General features: G+C 60.3%; 18 protein-coding genes. 3 read left to right on the top strand and 15 right to left on the bottom strand.

Annotated elements, in window-relative coordinates; all coding sequences use genetic code 11:
- Positions 1-58: 58 nt before the first annotated feature.
- From AACY49_RS08920 to gcbA, 15 genes are all read right to left on the bottom strand, one after another.
- Positions 59-2,836 (bottom strand): hybrid sensor histidine kinase/response regulator, encoded by a 2,778-nt coding sequence (locus tag AACY49_RS08920; RefSeq protein ID WP_339523065.1) that lies wholly within the window; start codon positions 2,834-2,836, stop codon positions 59-61.
- A 99-nt stretch (positions 2,837-2,935) separates the two neighbouring features.
- Complete coding sequence (gene purD, locus AACY49_RS08915) at positions 2,936-4,231, bottom strand: phosphoribosylamine--glycine ligase (RefSeq protein WP_258697744.1); 1,296 nt, start codon at positions 4,229-4,231, stop codon at positions 2,936-2,938.
- A 151-nt stretch (positions 4,232-4,382) separates the two neighbouring features.
- Complete coding sequence (purH, locus tag AACY49_RS08910; RefSeq protein WP_258697743.1) at positions 4,383-5,990, bottom strand: bifunctional phosphoribosylaminoimidazolecarboxamide formyltransferase/IMP cyclohydrolase; 1,608 nt, start codon at positions 5,988-5,990, stop codon at positions 4,383-4,385.
- A gap of 80 nt (positions 5,991-6,070) precedes the next feature.
- Complete coding sequence (fis, locus tag AACY49_RS08905) at positions 6,071-6,391, bottom strand: DNA-binding transcriptional regulator Fis (RefSeq protein WP_003186237.1); 321 nt, start codon at positions 6,389-6,391, stop codon at positions 6,071-6,073.
- Positions 6,388-7,398 (bottom strand): tRNA dihydrouridine synthase DusB, encoded by a 1,011-nt coding sequence (dusB, locus tag AACY49_RS08900; RefSeq protein ID WP_258697742.1) that lies wholly within the window; start codon positions 7,396-7,398, stop codon positions 6,388-6,390. The genes fis and dusB overlap by 4 nt, the downstream gene beginning before the upstream one ends.
- Positions 7,399-7,583: 185 nt before the next feature.
- Positions 7,584-8,807 carry a DUF3426 domain-containing protein gene (locus tag AACY49_RS08895; RefSeq protein WP_339523062.1) on the bottom strand — a complete coding sequence of 408 codons (1,224 nt, stop codon included), beginning with the start codon at positions 8,805-8,807 and terminating at the stop codon, positions 7,584-7,586.
- A gap of 30 nt (positions 8,808-8,837) precedes the next feature.
- Complete coding sequence (gene prmA / locus AACY49_RS08890; protein ID WP_258697740.1) at positions 8,838-9,716, bottom strand: 50S ribosomal protein L11 methyltransferase; 879 nt, start codon at positions 9,714-9,716, stop codon at positions 8,838-8,840.
- A gap of 178 nt (positions 9,717-9,894) precedes the next feature.
- The gene (locus tag AACY49_RS08885) at positions 9,895-11,448 is read right to left on the bottom strand and encodes a Fic family protein (protein WP_258697739.1); all 1,554 of its coding nucleotides are present in this window, start codon (positions 11,446-11,448) and stop codon (positions 9,895-9,897) included.
- 156 nt (positions 11,449-11,604) lie between these two features.
- Positions 11,605-12,963, bottom strand: a complete 1,359-nt coding sequence (accC, locus tag AACY49_RS08880; RefSeq protein WP_258697738.1) for an acetyl-CoA carboxylase biotin carboxylase subunit — start codon at positions 12,961-12,963, stop codon at positions 11,605-11,607.
- 17 nt (positions 12,964-12,980) lie between these two features.
- Positions 12,981-13,442 (bottom strand): acetyl-CoA carboxylase biotin carboxyl carrier protein, encoded by a 462-nt coding sequence (accB, locus tag AACY49_RS08875; RefSeq protein WP_258697737.1) that lies wholly within the window; start codon positions 13,440-13,442, stop codon positions 12,981-12,983.
- A gap of 46 nt (positions 13,443-13,488) precedes the next feature.
- Positions 13,489-13,941, bottom strand: coding sequence for a type II 3-dehydroquinate dehydratase (gene aroQ / locus AACY49_RS08870; protein WP_123358611.1), 453 nt, complete (start codon positions 13,939-13,941; stop codon positions 13,489-13,491).
- A 132-nt stretch (positions 13,942-14,073) separates the two neighbouring features.
- A complete protein-coding gene (locus AACY49_RS08865; protein WP_339523055.1) occupies positions 14,074-15,813 on the bottom strand; it encodes a protein-disulfide reductase DsbD in 1,740 nt (579 codons plus the stop codon).
- A gap of 348 nt (positions 15,814-16,161) precedes the next feature.
- Complete coding sequence (locus AACY49_RS08860) at positions 16,162-16,659, bottom strand: hypothetical protein (protein ID WP_258697735.1); 498 nt, start codon at positions 16,657-16,659, stop codon at positions 16,162-16,164.
- Positions 16,660-16,812: 153 nt separating this feature from the next.
- Entirely contained in the window at positions 16,813-17,856 is a 1,044-nt protein-coding gene (locus AACY49_RS31790; RefSeq protein ID WP_445262635.1) for a methyl-accepting chemotaxis protein, read from the bottom strand.
- 954 nt (positions 17,857-18,810) lie between these two features.
- Positions 18,811-20,481, bottom strand: coding sequence for a diguanylate cyclase GcbA (gene gcbA / locus AACY49_RS08850; protein ID WP_258697733.1), 1,671 nt, complete (start codon positions 20,479-20,481; stop codon positions 18,811-18,813).
- Positions 20,482-20,796: 315 nt separating this feature from the next.
- On the opposite strand from gcbA, the gene AACY49_RS08845 reads away from it, so the two are divergent.
- The 3 genes from AACY49_RS08845 (at position 20,797) to AACY49_RS08835 (ending at position 23,086) form a co-directional block, all read left to right on the top strand.
- Positions 20,797-21,864 carry a DUF2333 family protein gene (locus tag AACY49_RS08845; protein WP_258697732.1) on the top strand — a complete coding sequence of 356 codons (1,068 nt, stop codon included), beginning with the start codon at positions 20,797-20,799 and terminating at the stop codon, positions 21,862-21,864.
- Positions 21,865-21,867: 3 nt separating this feature from the next.
- The gene (locus tag AACY49_RS08840) at positions 21,868-22,437 is read left to right on the top strand and encodes an NUDIX hydrolase (RefSeq protein ID WP_258697731.1); all 570 of its coding nucleotides are present in this window, start codon (positions 21,868-21,870) and stop codon (positions 22,435-22,437) included.
- Positions 22,438-22,714: 277 nt separating this feature from the next.
- Positions 22,715-23,086 carry a translation initiation factor Sui1 gene (locus AACY49_RS08835; RefSeq protein ID WP_320392362.1) on the top strand — a complete coding sequence of 124 codons (372 nt, stop codon included), beginning with the start codon at positions 22,715-22,717 and terminating at the stop codon, positions 23,084-23,086.
- Positions 23,087-23,193 lie beyond the last annotated feature (107 nt).

Genomic DNA, 23,193 nt, shown 5'->3' with positions numbered 1-23,193 from the left:
AGCTCACTGGCGAGGGAAGTCGTGGGGGAGTCTATCAGGCGCTGCGGGGGCTGTCGGCTCAAGAAGTCTGAACCGCTGCCCGGTTCTGCTGATCACGCTGGGCAACCCAATGCTCGATCAGGTCGCGCAGTTGCGACAGCTCGACCGGTTTGGCCATGTGCCCGTCCATGCCGGCTTGGCGCGCGCGTTCTTTGTGCTCGGCAAGGATGTGTGCGGTCAACGCCACCACGGGGGTGCGAATCCGCTGGTTGCCGACTTCCCAGGCACGCAATTGCTGGGTGGCAGAGAAACCGTCAAGGATCGGCATTTCACAGTCCATCAGCACCAGGTCGTAACGCTGGGCCTTCATCGCCACCAGGGCTTCTTCGCCATTGCTGGCGGTGTCCGGTTGCAGGTTGAGTTTGCCCAGCATGCCGCGAATGACCTTGGTCGAGATGCTGTTGTCTTCGGCCACCAGAATACGGAAATCGCTCGGCACCTTGACCGGAAGGGTAGGGCCTGTGGGCAGATGCTGCGAGATGGCCGGGCCTTTGTTGCGCTGGTTCAGCTCGTCCGCCAGGGTAGTCTTGAGGGTGTAGCCGGCCACTGGCTTGGCGAGGATGCGTTTGATCCCGGAGTTACGGGCGATGATCTTGCTCGGTGCGTTGCTGATGCCGGTGAGCATGATCAGCAGAATGTCGTGGTTCAGGCTCGGGTCTTCCTTGATCTTGGCGGCCAGTTGCATGCCGGTCATGCCGGGCATGTTCTGGTCCAGCAGCACCACGTCGAAGTAATCGCGCAGGTGGGCCTTGGTGCGCAGCAGCGCCAGGGCCTCCTTGCCGGACGGAACGGCGCTGACATTCAGGCCCCAGGCGCTGCATTGCTGTACCAGCACCTTGCGACAGGTATCGTTGTCGTCCACCACCAGTACCCGTGCGCCTTGCAACGGGCTGTCCAGGTCCGAAGTCGGATGTTCGAGACGGTCCGGGTCCAGCGGCAGGGTCAGCCACAATGTGCTGCCCTGGTTGGCGCCGCTCTTGATGCCGAACTCGCCCTGCATCAAACGGATCAGCTGACGGGCAATCACCAGCCCCAGATTGCCCCCCAGGGTGCTAGCCGAGAGGAAGTGCTTGCTGTGCAGTTCGGCATGCATCAGCGCGTCGCGTTCTTGCGCTTCCATCGGCTGGCCACTGTCCTGCACGGCGATGCGCAGCCGCGGTTTGGCGCTGCGCTCATCCAGCGCGACGACGATCAGGACTTCGCCTTCGTCGGTTTTCTTCAGAGCGTTTTCCAGCAGGCTGAGCAAGGTCTGGCGCAGGCGCGTCGGATCGCCGCTGATGACCCGTGGTACCTGCGGCTGGATAAAGCTGATCAGCTCGACGTTCTGCTGTTCGGCCTTGGCGCGGAAGATGCTCAGGCAGTCTTCGATCAGGGCGTTGAGGTCGAACTGCACGTCGTCCAGTTCGATCTGCCCTGACTCAAGCTTGGAGATGTCGAGAATTTCGTTGATCAGTGTCAGCAGCTCGTTACCGGCGCTATGGATCGTCTGCACGTAGTCGCGCTGCTTGACCGACAACGGTGTGCCCAGCAGCAGTTCGGTCATGCCCAGCACGCCATTCATCGGGGTGCGGATTTCGTGGCTGATCTTCGCCAGGAACTCCGCCTTGGCATTGATTTCGGCATTGCTGGCGGCCAGGTCGCGGCTGACGCTGAAACGGTCTTCGGTGATGCTGCGCTGCCGCTCGCCCAAGGCAACACTCATCAACAGGCCACTGATACAGATAAACACCAACAGCGTGACGATCAGGCCTTGCGGGGCGACAAGGGTCAGCCCCAGCAGCGCCGGCAGGATAATCAATGTGCCGAGGTTGAACACCACCATGGCCGCCACGAACAGACGTGCCGGGCGATAACCTTTCTGCCAGTGATAGGCACTGACGAACAGCATGCTCAGGCCGGCCAGGGCAACCAGCGCGTACGTGATCAGGTTCAGCGGCAGCGTATTGACGAACAACAACAGCAGGCCGCAGGCCACGATGAACAGGATGTCCCCCAGCAGCAATTTGTTCAGCGGGTGGGGGCCGAGCGGGGCGAAGAAGCAGTAGGCAAACATCAGGCCGCAAGGTGCGGTCAGCAGCAAGGCGAGATAGGCGCCGGGGGTTTGCACGGCGTGCCAGTTCGGCAACCATGGGCCGGCCAGGTTCAGCAGCAGCACCAGGCTGAGCAGCAACAACACTTCGCACGCCGCCAGCCAGAGACTGCTGCGCGAGCGGGTGTAGGCGTAACGGGTCAGGTTATGCAGGATCAGCATCCCGATGCAGCCAAACAGCAGGCCGTAGATCAACGTCTGACTCTGAGTGGCCGCGGTCACGACCGCCGATTGCAGGGTGATGTAAGGCCGCAACTGATGTTCGGAGACCAGCCGCAAATAGACGTCGAGGGTTTTGTCGCTTTGTGGCAGCGGCAACATGAAGTCACTGCTGGGCAGGGGGCGCTCAGTCTGGGGCTGCCGGGTACCGGTATTCAGTTGATCGATCAGCTGGTCGCCGTCGAGCACATACAGATTGAGGTGCGACAGGTCGGGAGCGAATACCCGCAGCAATTGCTCGTGCTTGCCGGGCGCTAGCCTGAAACGCAGCCATAGCGCACCCTCGGGCCCGGCCGCGGTGAGGTGGTCGAGTTCGATGGGGCTGAATTGATTGGTGTAGCGGCTGGAGCGGATGTCGCTCAGCTGCAGGTCGCCCTGTTCGTCGAGCAATACCGCCCACCCACTGCCTTGCGTGGCCTGGGCCGGGAGCATGCAGAGCAAGGTCAGCAGAGTGACGGTGAAGCCTATGGCGATCCTGAGCCAGCGCACGGCGAAATCCCTTCGTAGGTTGATGCCAGAATATAACTATGCGCGGCGCCGGAATAGTCCGGCAAGGGCCGCAAGCCCTTGCCTGGCCGAATGGATGGCTTATTCCTGATTTTCGCCACGCTCACGGGCAATGGCACGGTAGCCAATGTCCTTGCGGTAGAAGCAGCCTTCCCAGTCGATTTTAGCCGCCAGTTTGTAAGCCTGCTGCTGGGCTGCGTCGACGCTGGCGCCCATGGCGGTTGCACACAGCACTCGACCACCGGCTGTCACCACCTGACCGTCCTTGAGTGCAGTACCGGCATGGAAGACTTTGCCTTCCAGTGCCGCGGCTGCATCCAGACCGTTGATGGCGACGCCTTTGGCGTAGTCACCCGGGTAACCGCCAGCGGCCAATACGATACCGACGCTCGGACGTGGATCCCATTGTGCTTCGACCTTGTCCAGCGCTTGCGCCAGGGCAGCTTCGACCAGCAACACCAGGCTCGACTGCAAACGCAGCATCACCGGTTGGGTCTCAGGATCGCCGAAACGGCAGTTGAACTCGATGACTTTTGGGTTACCAGCCTTGTCGATCATCAGGCCGGCATAGAGGAAACCGGTGTAAACGTTACCTTCCTCGGCCATGCCGCGCACGGTCGGCCAGATCACCAGGTCCATGACCCGCTGATGGACTTCGGTCGTGACGACCGGAGCCGGGGAGTAAGCGCCCATGCCGCCGGTGTTCGGACCGGTGTCACCGTCGCCGACGCGTTTATGGTCCTGGCTGGTGGCCATCGGCAGCACGTTCTTGCCATCGACCATGACGATGAAACTGGCTTCTTCGCCGTCCAGGAACTCTTCGATCACCACACGGGAACCGGCGTCGCCGAATGCGTTGCCAGCCAGCATGTCGCGCACGGCGTCTTCGGCTTCGGCCAATGTCATGGCCACGATCACGCCTTTACCGGCGGCCAGGCCGTCGGCCTTGATCACGATCGGTGCGCCTTTCTCACGCAGATAAGCCAGGGCTGGCTCGATCTCGGTGAAGTTCTGATAATCGGCGGTCGGGATCTTGTGGCGCGCCAGGAAGTCCTTGGTGAAGGCTTTCGAACCTTCCAGCTGAGCAGCGCCAGCGGTCGGGCCGAAGCAATCCAGGCCACGGGAGCGGAACAGATCGACAACGCCTGCGACCAGCGGTACTTCCGGACCGACGATCGTCAGGGAAACGTTCTTCTCGGCAAAGTCAGCCAGTTGCTCGAGGGCCAGCACGTCGATGGCGACGTTCTCGCACTTGGCTTCAATGGCCGTGCCGGCATTGCCCGGGGCAACGAAAACTTTCTGCACACGCGGATCCTGAGCCACTTTCCAGGCCAGGGCGTGTTCACGGCCACCGCTGCCAATGATCAAAACATTCATTTCAAAAACCTCGGATGACGCTAATTCTGTGGGGACTGATCGTTCCCATGCTCTGCGTGGGAATGCCTCTACGGACGCTCTGCGTCCGAGGGACGCGGAGCGTCCCGGGCTGCGTGCCCACGCAGAGCGTGGGTACGATCAAACAAAGAAATCAGTGACGGAAGTGGCGCATGCCGGTGAATACCATCGCGATGCCGGCTTCATCCGCCGCAGCAATCACTTCAGCATCACGCATCGAACCACCCGGCTGAATCACAGCAGTCACGCCAGCCTTGGCCGCATTGTCCAGACCATCGCGGAACGGGAAGAACGCGTCGGAAGCCATCACCGAGCCGGCTACCTGCAAGCCTGCGTGTTCAGCCTTGATCGCGGCGATGCGCGCGGAGTTCACGCGGCTCATCTGGCCAGCGCCGACACCGATGGTCTGACGGTTCTTGGCGTAGACGATGGCGTTGGACTTGACGTACTTGGCGACTTTCCAGGCGAAGATCAGGTCATTGATTTCCTGTTCGGTTGGCGCGCGCTTGGTCACCACTTTCAGGTCTTCACTGCCGATCATGCCGATGTCGCGGCTTTGCACCAGCAAACCGCCGTTGACGCGTTTGTAGTCCCAGGCCGGAACGCGGTCAGCCGACCACTCGCCGCAGGCCAGCAGGCGTACGTTGGCTTTTGCAGCCACGATGGCGCGGGCTTCCGGGCTGACGGACGGGGCGATGATCACTTCGACGAACTGACGCTCGACGATGGCTTTTGCGGTTTCAGCATCCAGCTCGCGGTTGAACGCGATGATGCCGCCGAACGCGGACTCGGTGTCGGTGGCGTAGGCCAGTTCGTAGGCCTGACGGATACCGCCTTCGGCGTCCGGGCTCACGGCCACGCCGCACGGGTTGGCATGCTTGACGATCACGCAGGCCGGCTTGACGAAGCTCTTCACGCATTCCAGCGCGGCGTCGGTGTCGGCCACGTTGTTGAACGACAGCTCCTTGCCTTGCAGTTGGGTCGCGGTGGCGATGCCGACTTCGGCAGGCTTGGCTTCAACGTAGAACGCCGCGCTCTGGTGCGGGTTCTCGCCGTAGCGCATTTCCTGAGCCTTGATGAACTGGCTGTTGAAGGTGCGCGGGAATTCGCTGCGACCTTCTGTGCTGAGGGTTTCAGCCGCCTGATTCACGGTGCCCATGTAGTTGGCGATCATGCCGTCGTAGGCGGCGGTGTGTTCGAAGGCCTTGAGCATCAGGTCGAAACGCTGAGCATAGGTCAGGCCGCCGGCCTTGAGGTTTTCCAGGACGTTGGCGTAATCGCTGGCATTCACCACGATGGCCACGTCTTTGTGGTTCTTGGCTGCCGAACGGACCATGGTCGGGCCGCCGATGTCGATGTTCTCGATCGCGGTCGGCAGGTCGCAGCCTGGCTTGTTGATGGTGGCTTCGAACGGGTACAGGTTGACCGCTACCAGGTCGATCGGCTTGATGCCGTGCTCGTTCATGATGGCATCGTCGATACCGCGACGACCGAGGATCCCGCCGTGGATTTTCGGGTGCAGGGTTTTCACCCGACCGTCCATCATTTCTGCGAAACCGGTGTAATCCGCGACTTCCACTGCGGCAACGCCGTTGTCGCGCAGCAGCTTGAATGTCCCGCCGGTGGAGAGGATTTCGACGCCCAGGGCTTCGAGCTCTTTGGCGAATTCGAGAATCCCGGTCTTGTCGGAAACGCTGATCAAGGCGCGGCGGATCGGCAGGCGGGTAGTCTGGTCGGTCATTTCAATGTCCATCAAAAGCAAAGGAGTCAGCAAAAAAGGCGACCGGTTTACGCAGGCGCCTTTCTGGTTTGATTGAATGCTTACAGCAAATCGTATTGCTTGAGTTTCTTGCGCAGGGTGCCCCGGTTCAGCCCGAGCAGCTCGCTGGCCTTGGTCTGGTTGCCCTTGACGTAGTTCATCACGCTTTCGAGCAGGGGAGCCTCGACTTCGGAGAGCACCAGGTTGTACACATCCGTGACGGCAGCGCCCTCAAGGTGGGCGAAATAATTGTGCAGCGCCTTCTCGACACTCCCGCGAAGGGTCTGACCTTCTTCGCTCGGCGTATTGAGGTGCTGTTTCAAATTCACGTTGTCGCTCACGGGTGTTGTTCCACTCACTAAAGTCTCGGTCATCATCGTCATGCAGCCACCCCTTCTCCGTCCCCTGTCAGGCTCTTGTAGCGTTCGGCGAAGAAGGCCCGAACGTAGGCGCATTGTGCTTCCGTATCTTCCAAACGATTGAAGTGGGCGCGGAACTCCCTGGCGCCCGGCAAGGTTGCGAGATACCAGCCCACATGCTTGCGAGCTATGCGCACGCCCATGACGTCGCCATAGAAGGCATGCAGCGCGGCCAGATGCTCAAGCAGAATACATTCCACCTCGATCAGTTCCGGTGCCGGGAGTTTTTCGCCGGTACGCAGATAATGGTCGATTTCACGAAAAATCCATGGCTGCCCCTGGGCAGCCCGACCCACCAACAGGCCATCGGCACCAGTCGCGTCAAGCACGTACCGGGCCTTCTCGGGTGAGTCGATATCGCCGTTGGCGAAGACCGGAATCGACACCGCCTGCTTGATCGCGGCAATGGTGTCGTACTCGGCTTCACCGGTGTACAGATCGGCGCGGGTGCGGCCATGCACCGCCAGCGCCGTAATGCCTGCCTGTTCGGCGATCTTCGCCACCGTCAGACCGTTCTTGTTCGCCCGGTCCCAGCCGGTGCGGATCTTCAGGGTGACCGGCACATCGACTGCGGCCACCACGGCCTGCAGGATCTCGGTCACCAATGCTTCATCCTTCAACAGGGCGGAACCGGCGGCCTTGTTACAGACCTTCTTCGCCGGACAGCCCATGTTGATATCAATAATCTGTGCACCCAGCTCGACGTTGGCCCGGGCCGCATCCGCCAGCATCTGCGCATCACCACCGGCGATCTGAACCGAGCGTGGCTCGGGATCGCCTTCGTGGATCATGCGCATCCGCGATTTGCGGGTATTCCACAAGCTCATGTCGCTGGTGACCATTTCCGAGACTACAAGACCCGCGCCCAGCCGCTTGCACAGCTGACGAAAGGGTTGGTCGGTGACACCCGCCATTGGGGCGAGGATCAAGCCGTTGTGCAATGTATATGGACCGATGCGTACCGCCGACATAGGACTTCCCTGTTGTGGGGCCGGATCATGAGAGTTCGAAAAAGGGTTGGCATGATACCCGCTCTCGATGACTGGATAAAGGCTGAATTGAACAAAATCTGAACAGTTAATTCGTTATCGCCAGCGGTTTGGTTGGAACGGTCTAAGTCAGGAAACCGCCGTCAAGCCCGTAACGCTCGAGCGTTTCACTCGGGAGAGTGGAAGCTCAGGCTGTAGTTCACCGCTTTGGGGCCTGGATCGAGAATGTCCAGCGCGATGTGGATCGGCGTTTGCGGCGGCATTTCCGCCAAGCCTTCAAGATCGCCGTTGAGGTACTCGCCGGGCTTGAAGCGGCGGCTGGCGATCAGGTGGCCGTTGAGGTCGGCAAAGCGCAGTTCCAGCAGCGGGAACGGCTGGGAGAAGGGGGCGCGGTTGTAGATGATGGCGTCGACCACCAGCGCACCGTTGAAGTCCGGGTGGCTGCGAACCACCAGGTTGCTGCTTTTGACTTTGGCGATGTCGACCTTGGACGGCACCGTGCAGCCGATGTGCGGGCACAGTTGCTGGAACCATGGACGGTACTGGTCCTGACGAGCCAGTTCGTCGAAGTGGTAGGCGACGTATTGACCGACGAGGCCGGCGGCACCGAGCAGGATCAGCAGCAACCAGAAAAAGCGCCGACCCCAGGGGGAGCGACGTCGTTGCCAATCGAGTTGCAACGGGTCGTCGGTCAGGTCCTGCAGCACTTCAGCGCGCAGGGCTGGTTCGCTGCGTTCGCGTCGCTTGCGCAGGGGTTCGACCGAGGGCAGGTCGTCGTCGATCTCGTCGGTTGTCGCCGACAGGCCGCCAAAGGGGATTGGGGCGTCGAGCGGGTCGTGCAGGCGCAGCTGTTGTATCTGGGGCTCGTCGTTCGGCTCCACGGGCTCCAGGGACAGCGAAGGCTCGGTGCGCGCGTGTTTGCCAGGCTCGATCGTCGGTTCTGGCATCGGCGCGTCGGCGGCTTGTGCGCGATCGGCGGCTGACTCACTGAAGAGACTGTCGGACCAGGGGGCTTCGTCGTGCTCGGTGTTATCACGGCGAGCGCTGAGGCTGTCTTCGCGGGGCCGACCGAATTCCGTTGTTGGCTGGATTTCCCGCTGTTCGAGCCGGGCAAGCTCTTCGTCCAGGTCCAGGCTGTCCAGATCCATTTCGGCAGCGGTCCATTGCTTTTGGCTGATGGCCCGCTGTACCGGCGGTTCGACGGGTGCCGGTGCAACCGGTTTGACCGCTTCCTTGCCGGTTGCTCGTTGCTCGAGCAACTGCCTGGCGGCGTTGAACACCTGCAAGCACGAGCCGCAACGAACCACTCCGCGGGCCACGCTCAACTGAGCATGGCTGACACGGAAGCTGGTTTGGCAATGCGGGCACTGGGTGACGAAGCTGTCGGTCATGCGGCAATCCGGTTTATGCAGGCACTCATTCTAGCGCCGACGGCCAGTGATGCGCACCCAGCCATCGCGATTGGCAATCGGGTCCAGATCGAAGTCCTGAGCGTAAGCGGCGGCAACTTCCTCGCCCTGTTCGGCGAGGATGCCCGACAGCGCCAGGCGACCGCCCGGCTTGACCAGGCTGGACAGTTGCGGCGCCAGGGAAACCAGCGGGCCGGCGAGGATGTTGGCGACCAGTACGTCGGCTTGAACCTGCGGCAGGTCTTGCGGCAGATACAGCGGGAACAGCGCTTCGGCAATGTTGTTGCGCCCGGCATTGTCGCGGGAGGCTTCCAGCGCCTGCACGTCGATATCGGTGCCGACGGCTTCCTTGGCGCCCAGCAACAGGGCGGCAATCGCCAAAATCCCCGATCCGCAACCGAAGTCCAGCACGTTGCAACCCTTGAGGTCCTGGCCGTCGAGCCATTCCAGGCACAGCGCGGTGGTGGGGTGAGTGCCGGTGCCGAACGCCAGGCCCGGGTCCAGCAGCAGGTTCACTGCGTCAGGCTCGGGCGCGGCGTGCCAGCTCGGGACGATCCACAGGCGCTGGCCGAAGCGCATCGGCTGGAAACCATCCATCCAGCTGCGTTCCCAGTCCTGGTCTTCGATCACTTCGCTGTGATGTTCGGGCAGCGGGCTGCCGGTCAGCAACTCGAGGTGGGCCAGCACGCTGGCGGCTTCGGTGCCACCTTCGAACAGGGCCAGCAGGTGCGTGTGCGACCACAGCGGGGTGGTGTTGAGTTCTGGCTCGAAGATCGGCTGATCTTCGGCATCCATGAAGGTCACCGACACGGCGCCCACTTCAAGGAAAGCGTCTTCGTAGGTTTCGGCTTGTTCTGGGCTGATGGCGAGACGGACTTGCAGCCAAGGCATGGCGGGCACCTTTGAAAAATATAGATTGCAGCCTAGCGGGCTGCGAGAAGCGCGCAAGTTTACGCGAGCGCGAGGCAGAAGACGACAAGGCCGATACGTGCATGCTTTTTTGTAGGGCCGAGGCTATCTCCAGAAACAACAAAGCCGCTCGAAAGCGGCTTTGTCGCTGGATCACATCTTAATGCTGGCTCCCTGCATTATTGGCTTTGAGCCATTGCAAGCCTTTGTTCGTCAGGCGATAGCGTTGCAGACGGCTGTTAGGTTGTTCGGGCAGCGTCATTTCAAGGGTCCCGGCAGCGATTGCCGGTAGTATGTAAGCCTTGCGAAAGTGGTCGGCATTTTTCAGGCTCATGGCGGTTTGAAGTTCTTGTCGGCTCATCTCACCGTCAATGACCTTCAGCAGCGCAGCGACTTCCATGGTGACTTCCATGGTGACTTCCATGGTGACTTCCCCGGTCGTTGCATCAGTCTTCTGCGATTGAGGGTGTGCGGACAGCCTCACGACGTACGAGATCCGGTCGTCGTCGCTTTCAAATAGTGGTGCGGGCGAACCATTGGCAGCCATGACCTTGAGGATTTTTGGGATCCCGGTCGAGCGGCCTTCGGTCAGGTCCAGCTCTTTCAAGAACTCCCCGATTCGCCGGTTGCGGTAGCGGCGGCTAACGGCGCGACCGGCTCGCAGGTCCTCCAGGCGGATTGAACGGTCGGGTCCCGGGAAACTCAAAATCACCAGCTCCTCCTGGCTGATGCGGACCTCGATCGGTTCGCGTTCTTCGTAGGAGCGGTGATACACGGCATTGACCAAAGCTTCTTCAATCGCCCCGTAGGGGAAGTTCCAGATCCTTGTGGCCTCGGCACGGTCTGGGTGTTTGATAACCGTTTGATGCAGGTAATTACGCTGGATGTAGGCCAAAGCCTCACGGGTCATGGTTGCTAGAGGGCCTTTGAAGATTTTTTCGTCAAAACGGTCGCCGCCAGCACCTTCGGGAAACCAGAGCACATCAATCTGGGTGCCGGGAAAGAACTGTTCCGGGGCGTTGCTGAAGAACATCAGACCCACATTCTTGGGCCACGGCGATTCAGTTGGGCCACCCACGACGTTCATTTGTCGGCCTAGCGCCTCGGTAGACAGGTGGTCGGCGTCTTCTGCGAGGGCGCTGCCAATCTCTTGCAGGAAGTTTTGCATCAACGGTTTGGACAGGTCGCTGACGCTGGCCCCCAAGTGGAAGCGATCATCGAAAGGCACCTTGGCAGTAAGGCTCAAGAGTTCCTGCTCAGCTTCTCCCTTGGCTTCCACTGTGCTGCTGTAGCGGCGGATGTAGTAATGCAGGCTCCGGTGTTTGGCTGTCACCGCCGCCGGGGCTTTATACGGGCGATTTTGCCCGCCCGGCGCCCACAATACGATCAGCTTGCGGCCTTCGACTTCTTCCACGCTCAGTACTGGAAAATAGGCGGGTTGAATCGATTGGCAAGCTGCTAACAGTTCAAGTTGGATCTTGTCGAGCATCTGATCAGCAAGGCCCGACGGTGGAAAAACCGGCTGACCGTTGGCGTCGCAATCTTGCCCAATCACCACATAGCCACCGCCCAGGTTTTCAAAGTCATTGGCGAAGGCGCAGAGCGTGCGAATGATCGGGTCAGGATTCCAGCCCGTTTTGTATTCGATTCGCTCACCCTCGACTGTCCGCTGACGCAGCAGGTCGTTCAGATTTATTGGTAGTTTTTCAGGCATGGGCGGGCTCTGGTTTGTGGCGGTGCGCTGATTAAAGGGGCGATTATAGCCAGCCCGGACATGCTAGTTCTTGCCAGTTAAACACCACAGAGATGGATGAAACCTCCAGAAACAACAAAGCCGCTCGAAAGCGGCTTTGTTGGTATGGATCACAGCTTAATGCTTTTCGCCAGCCAGCTTGTGTTCCAGGTAGTGGATGTTGATTCCACCTTTGCAGAAGCCTTCATCGCGGACCAGATCGCGGTGCAGCGGGATGTTGGTCTTGATCCCGTCGACAACGATTTCGTCCAGCGCATTGCGCATGCGCGCCATGGCTTCGTCACGGGTTGCGCCGTAGGTGATCAGCTTGCCGATCAACGAATCGTAGTTCGGCGGAACGGCATAACCACTGTACAGGTGCGAATCGACGCGAACGCCGTTGCCGCCTGGTGCGTGGAAATGCTTGACCGTGCCTGGGCTAGGCATGAAGGTTTTCGGGTCTTCGGCGTTGATCCGGCATTCCAGCGCGTGACCGCGGATAACGACGTCATCCTGGGTGTACGACAGCTTGTTGCCAGCGGCGATGCTGAGCATCTCCTTGACGATGTCGATGCCGGTGACCATTTCCGAAACCGGGTGCTCAACCTGAACGCGGGTGTTCATTTCGATGAAATAGAACGCGCCGTTCTCGTACAGGAACTCGAAAGTACCCGCACCACGGTAGTTGATGTCGATGCAAGCCTTGACGCAGCGAGCGAGGACTTCAGCGCGTGCTTTCTCGTCGATGCCCGGTGCTGGCGCTTCTTCGAGAACCTTCTGGTGACGACGTTGCAGCGAGCAATCGCGGTCGCCCAAATGGATAGCATGGCCTTGGCCATCGGAAAGCACCTGAACTTCCACGTGACGTGGGTTGGTCAGGAATTTTTCCAGATAGACCATCGGGTTGCCGAACGCCGCGCCTGCTTCGGTGCGGGTCAGTTTGGCGAAGGAGATCAGGTCTTCTTCTTTATGCACAACGCGCATGCCGCGACCACCACCGCCGCCAGCGGCTTTGATGATCACCGGGTAACCGACTTCGCGACCGATGCGCAGAGCGGTTTCTTCGTCTTCAGGCAGCGGGCCGTCGGAGCCCGGAACGGTTGGAACGCCGGCGGCGATCATGGCGTGCTTGGCCGATACCTTGTCGCCCATCAGGCGAATGGTGTCGGCTTTCGGGCCAATGAACGCGAAGCCGGAGTTCTCGACCTGTTCGGCAAAGTCGGCGTTTTCCGCAAGGAAACCGTAGCCTGGGTGAATGGCGGTAGCGCCGGTCACTTCAGCCGCGGCGATGATGGCCGGAATGTGTAGGTAAGAGTGCGCGGCCGAGGCCGGGCCGATGCAGACTGATTCGTCTGCCAGGCCCAGGTGCATCAGCTCTTTGTCGGCCTTGGAGTAAACGGCGACAGTCTTGATGCCCATCTCTTTGCAGGCACGCAGAATCCGCAGGGCAATCTCACCGCGGTTGGCGATCAGAACTTTTTCCAACTTCGCAGTCATCAAAGTTTCTCCGCGGTTCAAACGATGGTGAACAGCGGTTGGTCGTACTCAACCGGCTGGCCGTCTTCGACAAGGATGGATTCGATCACACCGCTGGTTTCAGCTTCGATGTGGTTCATCATCTTCATGGCTTCGACGATGCACAGGGTGTCGCCTTTCTTCACGGTCTGGCCGACTTCAACGAAGGACGGCGAGCTTGGCGAAGATTTGCGATAGAAGGTGCCGACCATTGGCGAACGGGCAACGTTGCCGTTCAGCGTTGGGGCAGCCGGAGCCGCAGGGGCGGCAGCGGCAACCGGAGCGGCAGCGACAGGCGCGGCAACCGGAGCAGGCATTGGAGCCGGTGCGTAGTACTGCTGAGCCGGCGTCTTGCTGTGACGGCTGATGCGTACGGACTCTTCGCCTTCCTTGATCTCGAGCTCGTCGATGCCGGACTCTTCCAGCAGTTCGATCAGTTTCTTAACTTTACGGATATCCATGAATCATCAACTCCCAAGGGTCGGTCAGGGGCGTTACGCTTGTTGTTCAAGCTGTTGCCGGTCTTTCAAGCTGCTCTAGGGCGGCCTCCAGGGCCAGTCGATAACCGCTGGCGCCAAGGCCGCAGATCACTCCCACCGCTACGTCGGAGAAGTAAGAGTGATGGCGGAAAGGTTCGCGTTTGTGCACGTTAGACAAATGCACTTCGATGAATGGGATGCTCACCGCCAGCAGCGCGTCACGTAATGCGACACTTGTGTGCGTAAAAGCTGCTGGATTGATCAGAATGAAGTCCACACCTTCGCCGCGAGCAGCGTGGATGCGGTCAATCAATTCGTACTCGGCGTTGCTTTGCAGGTAGAGCAAATGGTGGCCGGCATTGCGCGCCCGCTGTTCCAGATCCTGGTTGATTTGCGCCAGGGTGGTTGCACCGTAGACGCCCGGTTCCCGGGTGCCGAGCAGGTTCAGGTTCGGGCCGTGCAAAACCAATAGGGTCGCCATCTGCTGCTCCTTTGTTATCTGTGTGCAATTGTCAGAACCCGGCGACTATGCCGCAAAGCCTTTGTGACTGTCCAGTTCTATGCAATAGCCAGCACGATGGCCGATGTTTGCGCGAAATTTGTGACCGGGTAATTAAATCCGGTCATTTGCTTTCGCAACACGTTCGGCGAAGTCCGTGGCATTGATCTCGCCGATCACTCGCACATCGGTGCGTTCGACGCCGTCCTTGCCGAAAAACATCAGCGCCGGAGGACCGAACAGCGTGTAGCGGTCGAGCAGGGCACGTTGTTCGGTATTGCTGGCGGTGATGTCGAAGCGGATCAGTCGATAGCCTTTCAGGCGTTCGACGACGTTGGCATCGTTGAGGACTTCGTGTTCGATGACTTTGCAACTGATGCACCAGTCGGCATACCAGTCGAGCAGCAGCGGTGTGCCGGCGGCTTTGGCGTCATTGAGGGCGCGATCCAGTTCGGCTGGCGTGGTGATGGTCTGCCAGTTGCTGGTGTTTTGCGGTTGATCGTTGCCCGCGACAATGCGCGGTTGGCCAATGGGGTTGAGCGGATCGGTCTGACCGCTGAACGCGCCATACCAGCAGGCCAGCGCATAAAACAGCAGGAACATTCCCAGCAATTGCCCCAGGCGTTTTCTCGGCGGTTTATAGACGAACTCCAGCGCGCCCATGAACAACCCGACGCCACCGGCGAGCAAGCCGATCAACAGCAAGGTGATCTGGCCCGGCAACACTCGGCTGAGCAAGCCGATCGCCAGCCCCAGCAGCAAGACGCCAATCGCGTTTTTCACGTAGATCAGCCACGGCCCGCTTTTTGGCAGCCAGGCCGCACCACCGGTCGCCACCAGCAACAGTGGCGCACCCATGCCCAAGCCGAGCATGAACAGTTTCAATCCGCCGCCCAGAGCGTCGCCGCTGGCGCTGATGTACAGCAGCGCGCCGGCCAATGGTGCCGACACACAAGGCGAAACCAACAGACTGGACACCACGCCCAGCACCGCCGCGCCCCACAGCGAGCCGCCTTCGGTACGTCCGGCGATCCGGTCCAGACGGCTGCTGATGGCGTGGGGCAGTTTCAGTTCGAATACGCCAAACATGGCCAAGGCAAACACCGCGAAAAACAGCGCGAACGGCACCAGCACCCAAGCCGATTGCAAGCGCGCCTGAAGATTCAGCTGCGCGCCGAACATGCCCATCAAGGCACCGAGCAGGGCGAAACAGGCTGCCATCGGCAACACATAAGCCAGTGACAGATTGAAACCGCGTAAACCACCGACTTGCCCGCGCAGGACCACGCCGGAGAGGATCGGCAGCATCGGCAGCACGCAAGGGGTGAAGGTCAGGCCGAGGCCTGCGAGGAAGAACAGCGCCAGTTCTCGCCAGCTCCACGCCGTCGTCGCAACGCCGCTGCCATCAATGCTCAGGCGCTCGGTCTCGGGTGGGTAGCACAGGCCTTTGTCGGCGCAGCCCTGATAGGTCACGGCCAGCGTAAAGGCGCGAGAATCGGTGCGCGGCAGTTCTACATCGAGAATGCCGTGGTAAACCTCGACATCGCCGAAGTACTCATCGTGCTTTTGTTCGCCCTTGGGCAGTTGCACCGCGCCGAGGCCAACGTCGGCCGGATCGGCGCGAAACTGGAAGCGATGGCGATAAAGGTAGTAACCCTCGGTGGCGACGAAACGCAGCTTGACCGATTGCGGCGTGCTGTCTACCAGACTCAACTGAAAGGCTTCGCGCACCGGCAGGAAGTCGGCGCTGTTGTTGATCGAACCCAGGGTGGAACTGGGCCGACTGTCCAGCAAGCCGGCGGCGGTAGCCGGCAGGGCGAGCACTAAAAACAGCAGGCAGAGCAAACGGCGCATGACAATCTCGCGTATCGAAAGTGTGGGCATGATAGCGGACAGTCGCGGGGTGTGCAGGGTGGGGCGTTCTGTGGTGAATGTTCCGACGTCTTCGCGAGCAAGCCCGCTCTCACATTTAACCGAGTTCGCTCAGGGGAATGCGATCAAATGTGGGAGCAGGCCTGCTCGCGAAGGTGGCCTATCAGACGCGGAAGGCCTGAGCGACTGTATGCAGTCGTCCACCCGGCACCAACAAATTCCCCCCTTGCTCACCAGACGCCTGAATGCATGAGCGGCCATGTATAGGGGGCCGCCCATGTTGCCGGATCTTGACGTTTTTTCTGGTCGCTCCGGTGGGCAGCGTCGAGCTTACTTTGTTGATTGATCGTTGGAATGGTTGCACAAGTTGATTGTTACAGGGGTGTATTGGGTGCTGTTGGTATGCCGAAACAGCGTGCTGCTGTGATACTCGTACACTTCCTGAGTGGTCGATACATTGATGACCGAGCCTTGCGCATCGACCTTTATAGCCGGATCCCGGGTGACGAGAAACGGACCGGCATTCTTTAGCTCAGATGCTATTTGTTCATCGGATGTCAGTTCGCGATAGACATAGTATCGATAGCTGAACGGCACTGTTGCTCCGCCTCGATCATCCTTGAGACCGTAGATGAAGCCATTTGCGCCAAGGGGTAGTTTGAGTACTACATCGGTCAGCACCGGGGCGCTGGAAGACATAAGCCATGTCCAGCCGATGTATGCCAGGCATACAGCCAGCAGGCAGGAGGTGACAATTGTGTAAGTATTTTTTTTTCTAGTTCCTGAACCGGGCATTGATGCGTCTGGGGGCGAAGTTGGAACTATCACGGGGCACTCCTGTTGCGCGCTCGATAAATTGAAGCGCTAAACCCTAGCATCAAAACGACTACTAAAAACCACCGCATGGATAAACAGGAGTTTTCATGCAAGGGCTTAGGTGGCGATAGTCCTGCCCGTTAGTTGCGTTCGGGCCCGCAACCCTTAGACCCGAAATGCCTGCACCGCCGTATGCAACTGCCCACCCAGCGTCAGTAAATGTTCGCCCTGGCTGCGGCCTTCACCAATCCTCAGCAAGTTATCCCCACCCAATTGATGAATCCGTTCACTGTGATCGCGAATTTCGCTGACAGCGCCGCTCTGCTGGGCGGTGACATCGGCGATGCGCACGGCGGTGTCGGAAATGGTCTGGATCGCCCCGACAATTTTATCCAGCGCGCCGTCGGCCGCCTGGGCCTGATTGGCCGTGGCTTCGGCGTGTTCGACCTGGGCGCGCATGCCTTCGACCGATTGCCGCGCGGCGGTTTGCAGGCCGGCGATCAGTGTTTGAATCTCGGCCGTGGCACCGGCGGTGCGTTGTGCCAGTGAGCGAACCTCTTCGGCCACCACCGCAAACCCCCGGCCCATTTCTCCGGCGCGGGCCGCTTCGATGGCAGCGTTCAGGGCCAGCAGGTTGGTCTGGTCGGCAATCGAGCGGATCACTGTCAGCACACCGCCGATGGTCGCTGACTCTTCAGCCAGATGTTCGATCATCTGCGCATTGCCTTGCACTTCGCCCACCAGCGCATGCAGCCCGGTGAGGCTCAGGCCGATTACTTTCTGGCCGTGCTCCACCGCAAGCCCGGCGTGGCGACTGGCGTCAGCGGCCTGGCTGGCGTCACCGGCGACTTGTTGAATCGTCGCCTCGAGTTCACCGAGGGAGTCGCGGATCAGTGCCGTGTCGCCGGCCTGATGCTCGGCGCCGCTGTGCAGGTCGTTGCTCAATTCGGCCAGCGTTCGGCTGCTGCCGGCGACCTGTTCTGCGTTGAGGCGAATGGTACCTACCAGGTCGACCAGATAGGCGCGCAAGCGATTGAGCGAGGCTTGAATGTCATGCAGTTCGCGGTTGGTCGCGCCCAGTTGAATGTCGCGGCTGAAGTCGCCCTCGGCCCAGGTCGAAAGCGCCGGGGCCAGGTTGGTCAGGGTTCGGGCCAGGCGTCGCTGCAAGGTATCGATGAGCAATGCGATCAGCAGGATCAGCCCGATCATCACTCCCTGCATCAGCCGTACTTCGCCCTGGATTTGCCCGTGCTGGGCGCGCACCACCGGTTCCAGCCCGGCGATGGCCTGTTGCACGGCGGTAATTTTCAAGTGCGTCGCGGTGCTGAGGTCGGTGCGTTTCTGGATCTGTTCGCGCGTGCGTGCCAGTTCAGCGGGGTAGCGGGTGAGCAGGCTGTTGAGTTCACGCTTGAGAGCGACACCGGCGTCTTCGGCGACGGTTTTTTCGGTGTTCTCCAGGCCCATCATGGCGGCGAAATCATCGGTGTTCGATTCACTGCTGGTGGTTACCCCCAGCAGCGGCAAGGCGCCCAGTTGTTCGGCCTGAATGCGAATGCTGGCGACTTCGCGCTCGACATCGGCAGCCAGTTCGCTGCGTCCGCTGCTGACCAGTTTGTCCCGGGCCAGAGACAGCTTGCCCAGATGCTGGGAGGCGGCGAGCAAGGGCGCAAGATACGCTGCGTTGCCACTGGCGTACTGGCTGAGCTGATCGAGGCTGGCGCCGAGCTCGCGTTCAGCTTGCAGCAGCAGGGCCTGTGGATCGCCGGCGAGTTTGCCAGCGGCCAACAGGTCCGTCTTGCTGAACTCATCCAGGCTCGACAGGCTGGGCCGCAAGGTGTCAGCCAAGGGGGGCGGCAACTCGCCGAGCTCCTTTTGCAGGCTGTCGATGGCCTGGCTGGCGCTGCTCAGGCGCAAGGCATCGCCGCTGGCCAGGTAATCCTCAACGTTGCGCGCCACTTCATTTTGAAACTGCTGAGACAGGCCCAGGTAGTGCTCCATTAACAGATAGGGGCGTTCCAGGGCTTTTTGCGACCACCAGAGGGTGACGCCGAGGGCCACGCACACGGCGACCAGAAGGAGGGTATTGAGATTGGTCAGCAGCTTCAGGCGCATCGTGGTCTACCAACGGCAGAATGGTAAGTGCCTGAAGTTATTGCGTTTTTGTTACAGGGTTATGACCGAATCGGTCGATTCCGATGAAAAAGTGGCACTTTGCTTTGACTCCCGCGCGGCTTGCACACGGTTGCGTCCCGCGTTCTTGGCGCGGTACAGCGCCTCGTCCGCCTGGCTGGCCATCAGCAGGCTGTCGGAGTCTTCGCGCAGATCGACGACGCCGGCGCTGAAGGTGCACCAGAGGTCCTGGGGCTGAGCGGGGTAGTGAATCTCGGCAAAGCGCTGGCGGATCTCATCGAGCACCTTGCAGGCCGATTCGATATCGGTGTCCGGCATGACGATGGCGAACTCTTCACCGCCGTAGCGGCCGATGAAGTCGGTCTTGCGCAACCGTTGCTTGAGGAACAGCGCCAGGCTCTTGATCACCCGGTCGCCCATGGGATGGCCGTGGCTGTCGTTGACCCGTTTGAAGTGGTCGATGTCGAGCATCGCAAAGCTCAGTGGCTTGTTCTCGCGACGGGCGCGGAATGAACAATCTTCGAGCAATTGCAAAATATGGGTGTGGTTGTACAAACCGGTCAGGCTGTCGCGAACCATCCGCGCTTTCAAATTGCGCGCCCGCGCCGCACGGTTGCGCACGGTGGTGATCAGGTGCCGTGGCTTGATTGGCTTGGTCAGGAAGTCGTCGCCGCCCTCGCTCATGGCGTCGAGCTGCTTGTCCAGGTCGTCTTCGGCCGACAGATAAATGATCGGCACGCTGACATAGCGGTCGTTGTGCCGGATCACCTTGGCCAGTTCAGTACCGGTGCAGGCTGGCATGTACATGTCGAGGATGATCAGGTCCGGCTGGAAATCCGCCAGTTCGGCCATGGCGTGGATCGGTTCGATCAAGGTTCGCGTGACGATCCCGGCGCTATTGAGCAGACGCTCGGTGTGCAAGGCCTGGGCGCGGGAGTCGTCGATGATCAGCACTTTATAAGGTTCGTACTGGGCGACGCAGGTCAGGACTTCGATCTTTTCCAGCAGGCTCGAGGCTTCGAGGGTGCCGGTGAGAAACTCCTGGCCGCCGGCGCGCACGGCGGCGAGGCGGGTCGGGGTATCGGTTTCGTGCAGGCTGAAGAAAAGTAGCGGTAACGGTTCATCCAGACCGATCTGGGCTTCGGCCGCCAGTTTCAGGCCGATGCCGGCACCACTGAAGTCGACATCCATGACAATCGCCGCCGGCAAACGCTCGACCATCGAGGCGCGGAACGCGGCGACACTGTCGAGGGATTGAGCGCTGAGCCCGAAGAATTCAAGTTGCTTGGCCAGCCGCTCGGCCCGGTCGTGATCCTGCAGCATCACGTAGATCGGTTTGCGCAGCGGCGGCAGGAAGGTTTGCTCGAACTGATCGCCATGGCGCAGGCCCGTGCGGGACAAGCGCTGCATCAGGCGATTAAGGTCAGTGATCAGTCCGCTGCTCAGGCGTCCGCGGTTGGCATCCACCGCTTCCAGTGACTGGCCGATGTGGCGTGCCAGCTGGGTGTGTTCCGGCTGTTCGAAGCGTTCGGCAAAACGCAGCAGGCGCAGGTTGGCCTCACTCAGCTCCGACAAGTCGGTGGTGGACCATTCGTTGCGTTGCAGGCGTTGCCATATTTCAAGAATCTGACGCGCCTGATGAATTACCCGCTGGGCAAAGTGGTGCTTGAGGCGCTCACGGCTGGGGTCTTCTGGCTCGGTCATATCCTGACTACTAGTTAGGGTGCATGCTGAGATCGACTGATGGCTCTATGCTAGCACCTCTTTTCGATTGCATGAGTGTCGTACGTCAATAATCTGCAAAGCGACTTCATTCAGTTCCCGACCGACTGGTCGGATAGCCGTGTAGCAGCAGGCTTCGCCAGCTGCTACAAGGGGCGTGCTTCATTTATAGTGGCGCATCGACCATGCGATTGTGTGGCTCAGTGCTCCGCGCGGATTAATGCGCGGCAAAATGAGGCACGATGGCGTAGGGTTGTGGTCGAACCGATGAACTCAAGTGATTGAAAGGATACCGCCATGCTGGACTGGAAGAACCGCACGGGCAGCGCGCCTGAACGTGCCGCTGAACCGAAATCGGCCACCCGCAGTTATTTGGGCGGCCTGTTGTTCAGCCGGGCGCTGGCCACTCTGACTGGCCTTTACCTGTTGGTGGCTATCGCGCTGGGCTGGTACTGGAGCCAGGAGCCCGCATTGTTCCCGGTTCAGCAGAATGCCCAGATGGCGGCCGAAAAAGAAGGCAAGCAGATGGTCGTGGGTTACACCACGGTGGAAACCCTCAAGACGGTTGCCGGTACCCTGCTGACCAAACCGGGTGGCTATATTTCCAACGACCGCTTTCCGCCGGGCCTGTGGATGGACAACATGCCGAGCTGGGAATATGGCGTGCTGGTCCAGGTTCGCGACCTGAGTCGTGCGTTGCGCAAAGACTTCGCCCGTTCCCAGTCGCAGTCCGCCGAAGACGCCGACCTGGCCAAGGCCGAGCCGCGTTTCAACTTCGACAACAAGAGCTGGGTGCTGCCGTCCAGTGAGTCCGAGTATCAGGAAGGCATCAATTCCCTGAGCCGCTATCAGGCACGTCTGTCGGGGGCTGACCAGAAAAGTGCGCTGTTCTATGCCCGCGCCGACAACCTGAACAACTGGCTGGGTGATGTGGGAACCCGTTTGGGTTCGCTGTCGCAACGGCTGTCGGCCAGCGTAGGCCGGGTCAAGCTCAACACCGCGCTGAAAACCGAAGTCCCGGCGCTCGGTCAAGTGCCGCAGGTTGATGAAGAAGTCGTCGAAACCCCGTGGATGCAGATCGATAACGTGTTCTACGAGGCCCGCGGTCAGGCCTGGGCCTTGTCCCACCTGCTGCGCGCCATCGAAGTCGACTTCGCCGATGTGTTGGCGAAGAAAAACGCCACGGTCAGCGTGCGCCAGATCATCCGTGAGCTGGAGGCCTCGCAAGAGCCGGTCTGGAGCCCGATGATCCTCAACGGCAGCGGCTTCGGCGTGCTGGCCAACCACTCGCTGGTCATGGCCAATTACATCTCCCGGGCCAACGCCGCGGTGATCGATTTGCGTCAGTTGCTCAATCAGGGCTGAGTCATGGTCGATAACTCCGTCGATAGCATGCGGGAGGCCGCCCACCGTGCGGCCTCGGATGCCGAGCAGATCGCCTGGGTCGACGAGCAGGACAACCTGCTCGGCGCACTGGTCCGCTCCGACCTGCGTGAACGAGGGCTGATCGGGCGCGGCACCTACATCATGCTGTTCAATTCTGCCGGTGAGCTGTGCGTGCACCGGCGTACCCTGAGCAAAGCGATATATCCCGGTTATTGGGACGTGGCGGCCGGCGGCATGGTGCTGGCTACCGAGACCTACGCCGAATCGGCGGCCCGTGAGCTGGAAGAAGAGCTGGGTGTGAGCGGTGTGGAACTGAGCGCCCATGATCACTTTTTCTTCGAGGACACCGGCAACCGGCTCTGGTGTTCGGCGTTTTCGGCGGTGTGGGATGGCCCGTTGATCCTGCAGCCGGAAGAAGTGCTTGAAGCGCGCTTCATCCCGATCGATCAGGTTCTGCTGGAAATCACGCAGAAGCCTTATTGCCCGGACTCTCTGGCGGCCTTGAAGCGCTATCTTCGTGCCCAAGGGGAGAACGTCGCAAAAGAGCTGTAAATTGGCGCCGATTGGCTCTTAGCAAGTCGGCTTTTTGCCGTTACACTGCGCGACCTTTTCAAGCTGAACCGGTAATGCTTGTTGTAGGAGCTGCCGCGGCTGCGATCTTTTGACTTTAGCTTTTGAGTCAAAATCAAAAGATCGCAGCCTCGTTGCACTCGTCAGCTCCTACACCGGGTTTTCCGTTTCAGTAGCGCTGCCCCTGCCTGAGTGGGGCTTCGCGGTCGATGGCACTCAGTTGCCGCGACCAGTCTTTGTCCTCCCAAGAGGATTGCCGGTGGCCAAAAAAGCCGCATCCTTCGCCGCCCTTGGTGGCCTGGTATTTTCCACCGACGCAGGTCGTCATTGCCCCGATTGCCGTCAACCGGTGGATGCCTGCATCTGCAAACAAACCGTCATCCCGGCCGGCGACGGCATCGCTCGCGTGCGTCGCGAAAGCAAAGGCCGTGGCGGCAAGACGGTGACTACCATCACCGGCGTGCCGTTGGCCGAAGACGCACTCAAGGAACTGGCCACCACGTTGAAGAAACGTTGCGGGACCGGTGGGGCGTTGAAAGACGGGATCATCGAAATCCAGGGCGATCATGTCGAGCTACTCTTGGGCGAGCTGATCAAACACGGTTTCAAGGCGAAGAAGTCCGGCGGCTAGCAGCCTCTGTGAAAACCACCCGCGGCTTGATCCAGTCCTGATTTTTCATTTTGGCCTGGCGTCGTCTCCATGGTTTTCACAGAGCCTGTTCATGACCGGCTTCTAAA

It is taken from the genome of Pseudomonas sp. EL_65y_Pfl2_R96 (assembly GCF_963970905.1).
Lineage (GTDB): Bacteria > Pseudomonadota > Gammaproteobacteria > Pseudomonadales > Pseudomonadaceae > Aquipseudomonas.
Note: the sequence above shows the minus strand (reverse complement) of the source record. Positions and strands in the feature narration are given on the sequence as shown.

Coding starts and splice junctions, on each gene's coding strand:
- accC (WP_258697738.1), bottom strand. CDS start 12,963: ATGACTGCGAAGTTGGAAAAAGTTCTGATCGCCAACCGCGGTGAGATT.
- accB (WP_258697737.1), bottom strand. CDS start 13,442: ATGGATATCCGTAAAGTTAAGAAACTGATCGAACTGCTGGAAGAGTCC.
- AACY49_RS31790 (WP_445262635.1), bottom strand. CDS start 17,856: ATGATCGGGCTGATCCTGCTGATCGCATTGCTCATCGATACCTTGCAG.
- gcbA (WP_258697733.1), bottom strand. CDS start 20,481: ATGACCGAGCCAGAAGACCCCAGCCGTGAGCGCCTCAAGCACCACTTT.
- AACY49_RS08865 (WP_339523055.1), bottom strand. CDS start 15,813: ATGCGCCGTTTGCTCTGCCTGCTGTTTTTAGTGCTCGCCCTGCCGGCT.
- dusB (WP_258697742.1), bottom strand. CDS start 7,398: ATGTCGGCGGTACGCATCGGTCCATATACATTGCACAACGGCTTGATC.
- AACY49_RS08885 (WP_258697739.1), bottom strand. CDS start 11,448: ATGCCTGAAAAACTACCAATAAATCTGAACGACCTGCTGCGTCAGCGG.
- purD (WP_258697744.1), bottom strand. CDS start 4,231: ATGAATGTTTTGATCATTGGCAGCGGTGGCCGTGAACACGCCCTGGCC.
- AACY49_RS08845 (WP_258697732.1), top strand. CDS start 20,797: ATGCTGGACTGGAAGAACCGCACGGGCAGCGCGCCTGAACGTGCCGCT.
- purH (WP_258697743.1), bottom strand. CDS start 5,990: ATGACCGACCAGACTACCCGCCTGCCGATCCGCCGCGCCTTGATCAGC.
- prmA (WP_258697740.1), bottom strand. CDS start 9,716: ATGCCTTGGCTGCAAGTCCGTCTCGCCATCAGCCCAGAACAAGCCGAA.
- fis (WP_003186237.1), bottom strand. CDS start 6,391: ATGACGATGATGACCGAGACTTTAGTGAGTGGAACAACACCCGTGAGC.
- AACY49_RS08840 (WP_258697731.1), top strand. CDS start 21,868: ATGGTCGATAACTCCGTCGATAGCATGCGGGAGGCCGCCCACCGTGCG.
- AACY49_RS08895 (WP_339523062.1), bottom strand. CDS start 8,807: ATGACCGACAGCTTCGTCACCCAGTGCCCGCATTGCCAAACCAGCTTC.
- aroQ (WP_123358611.1), bottom strand. CDS start 13,941: ATGGCGACCCTATTGGTTTTGCACGGCCCGAACCTGAACCTGCTCGGC.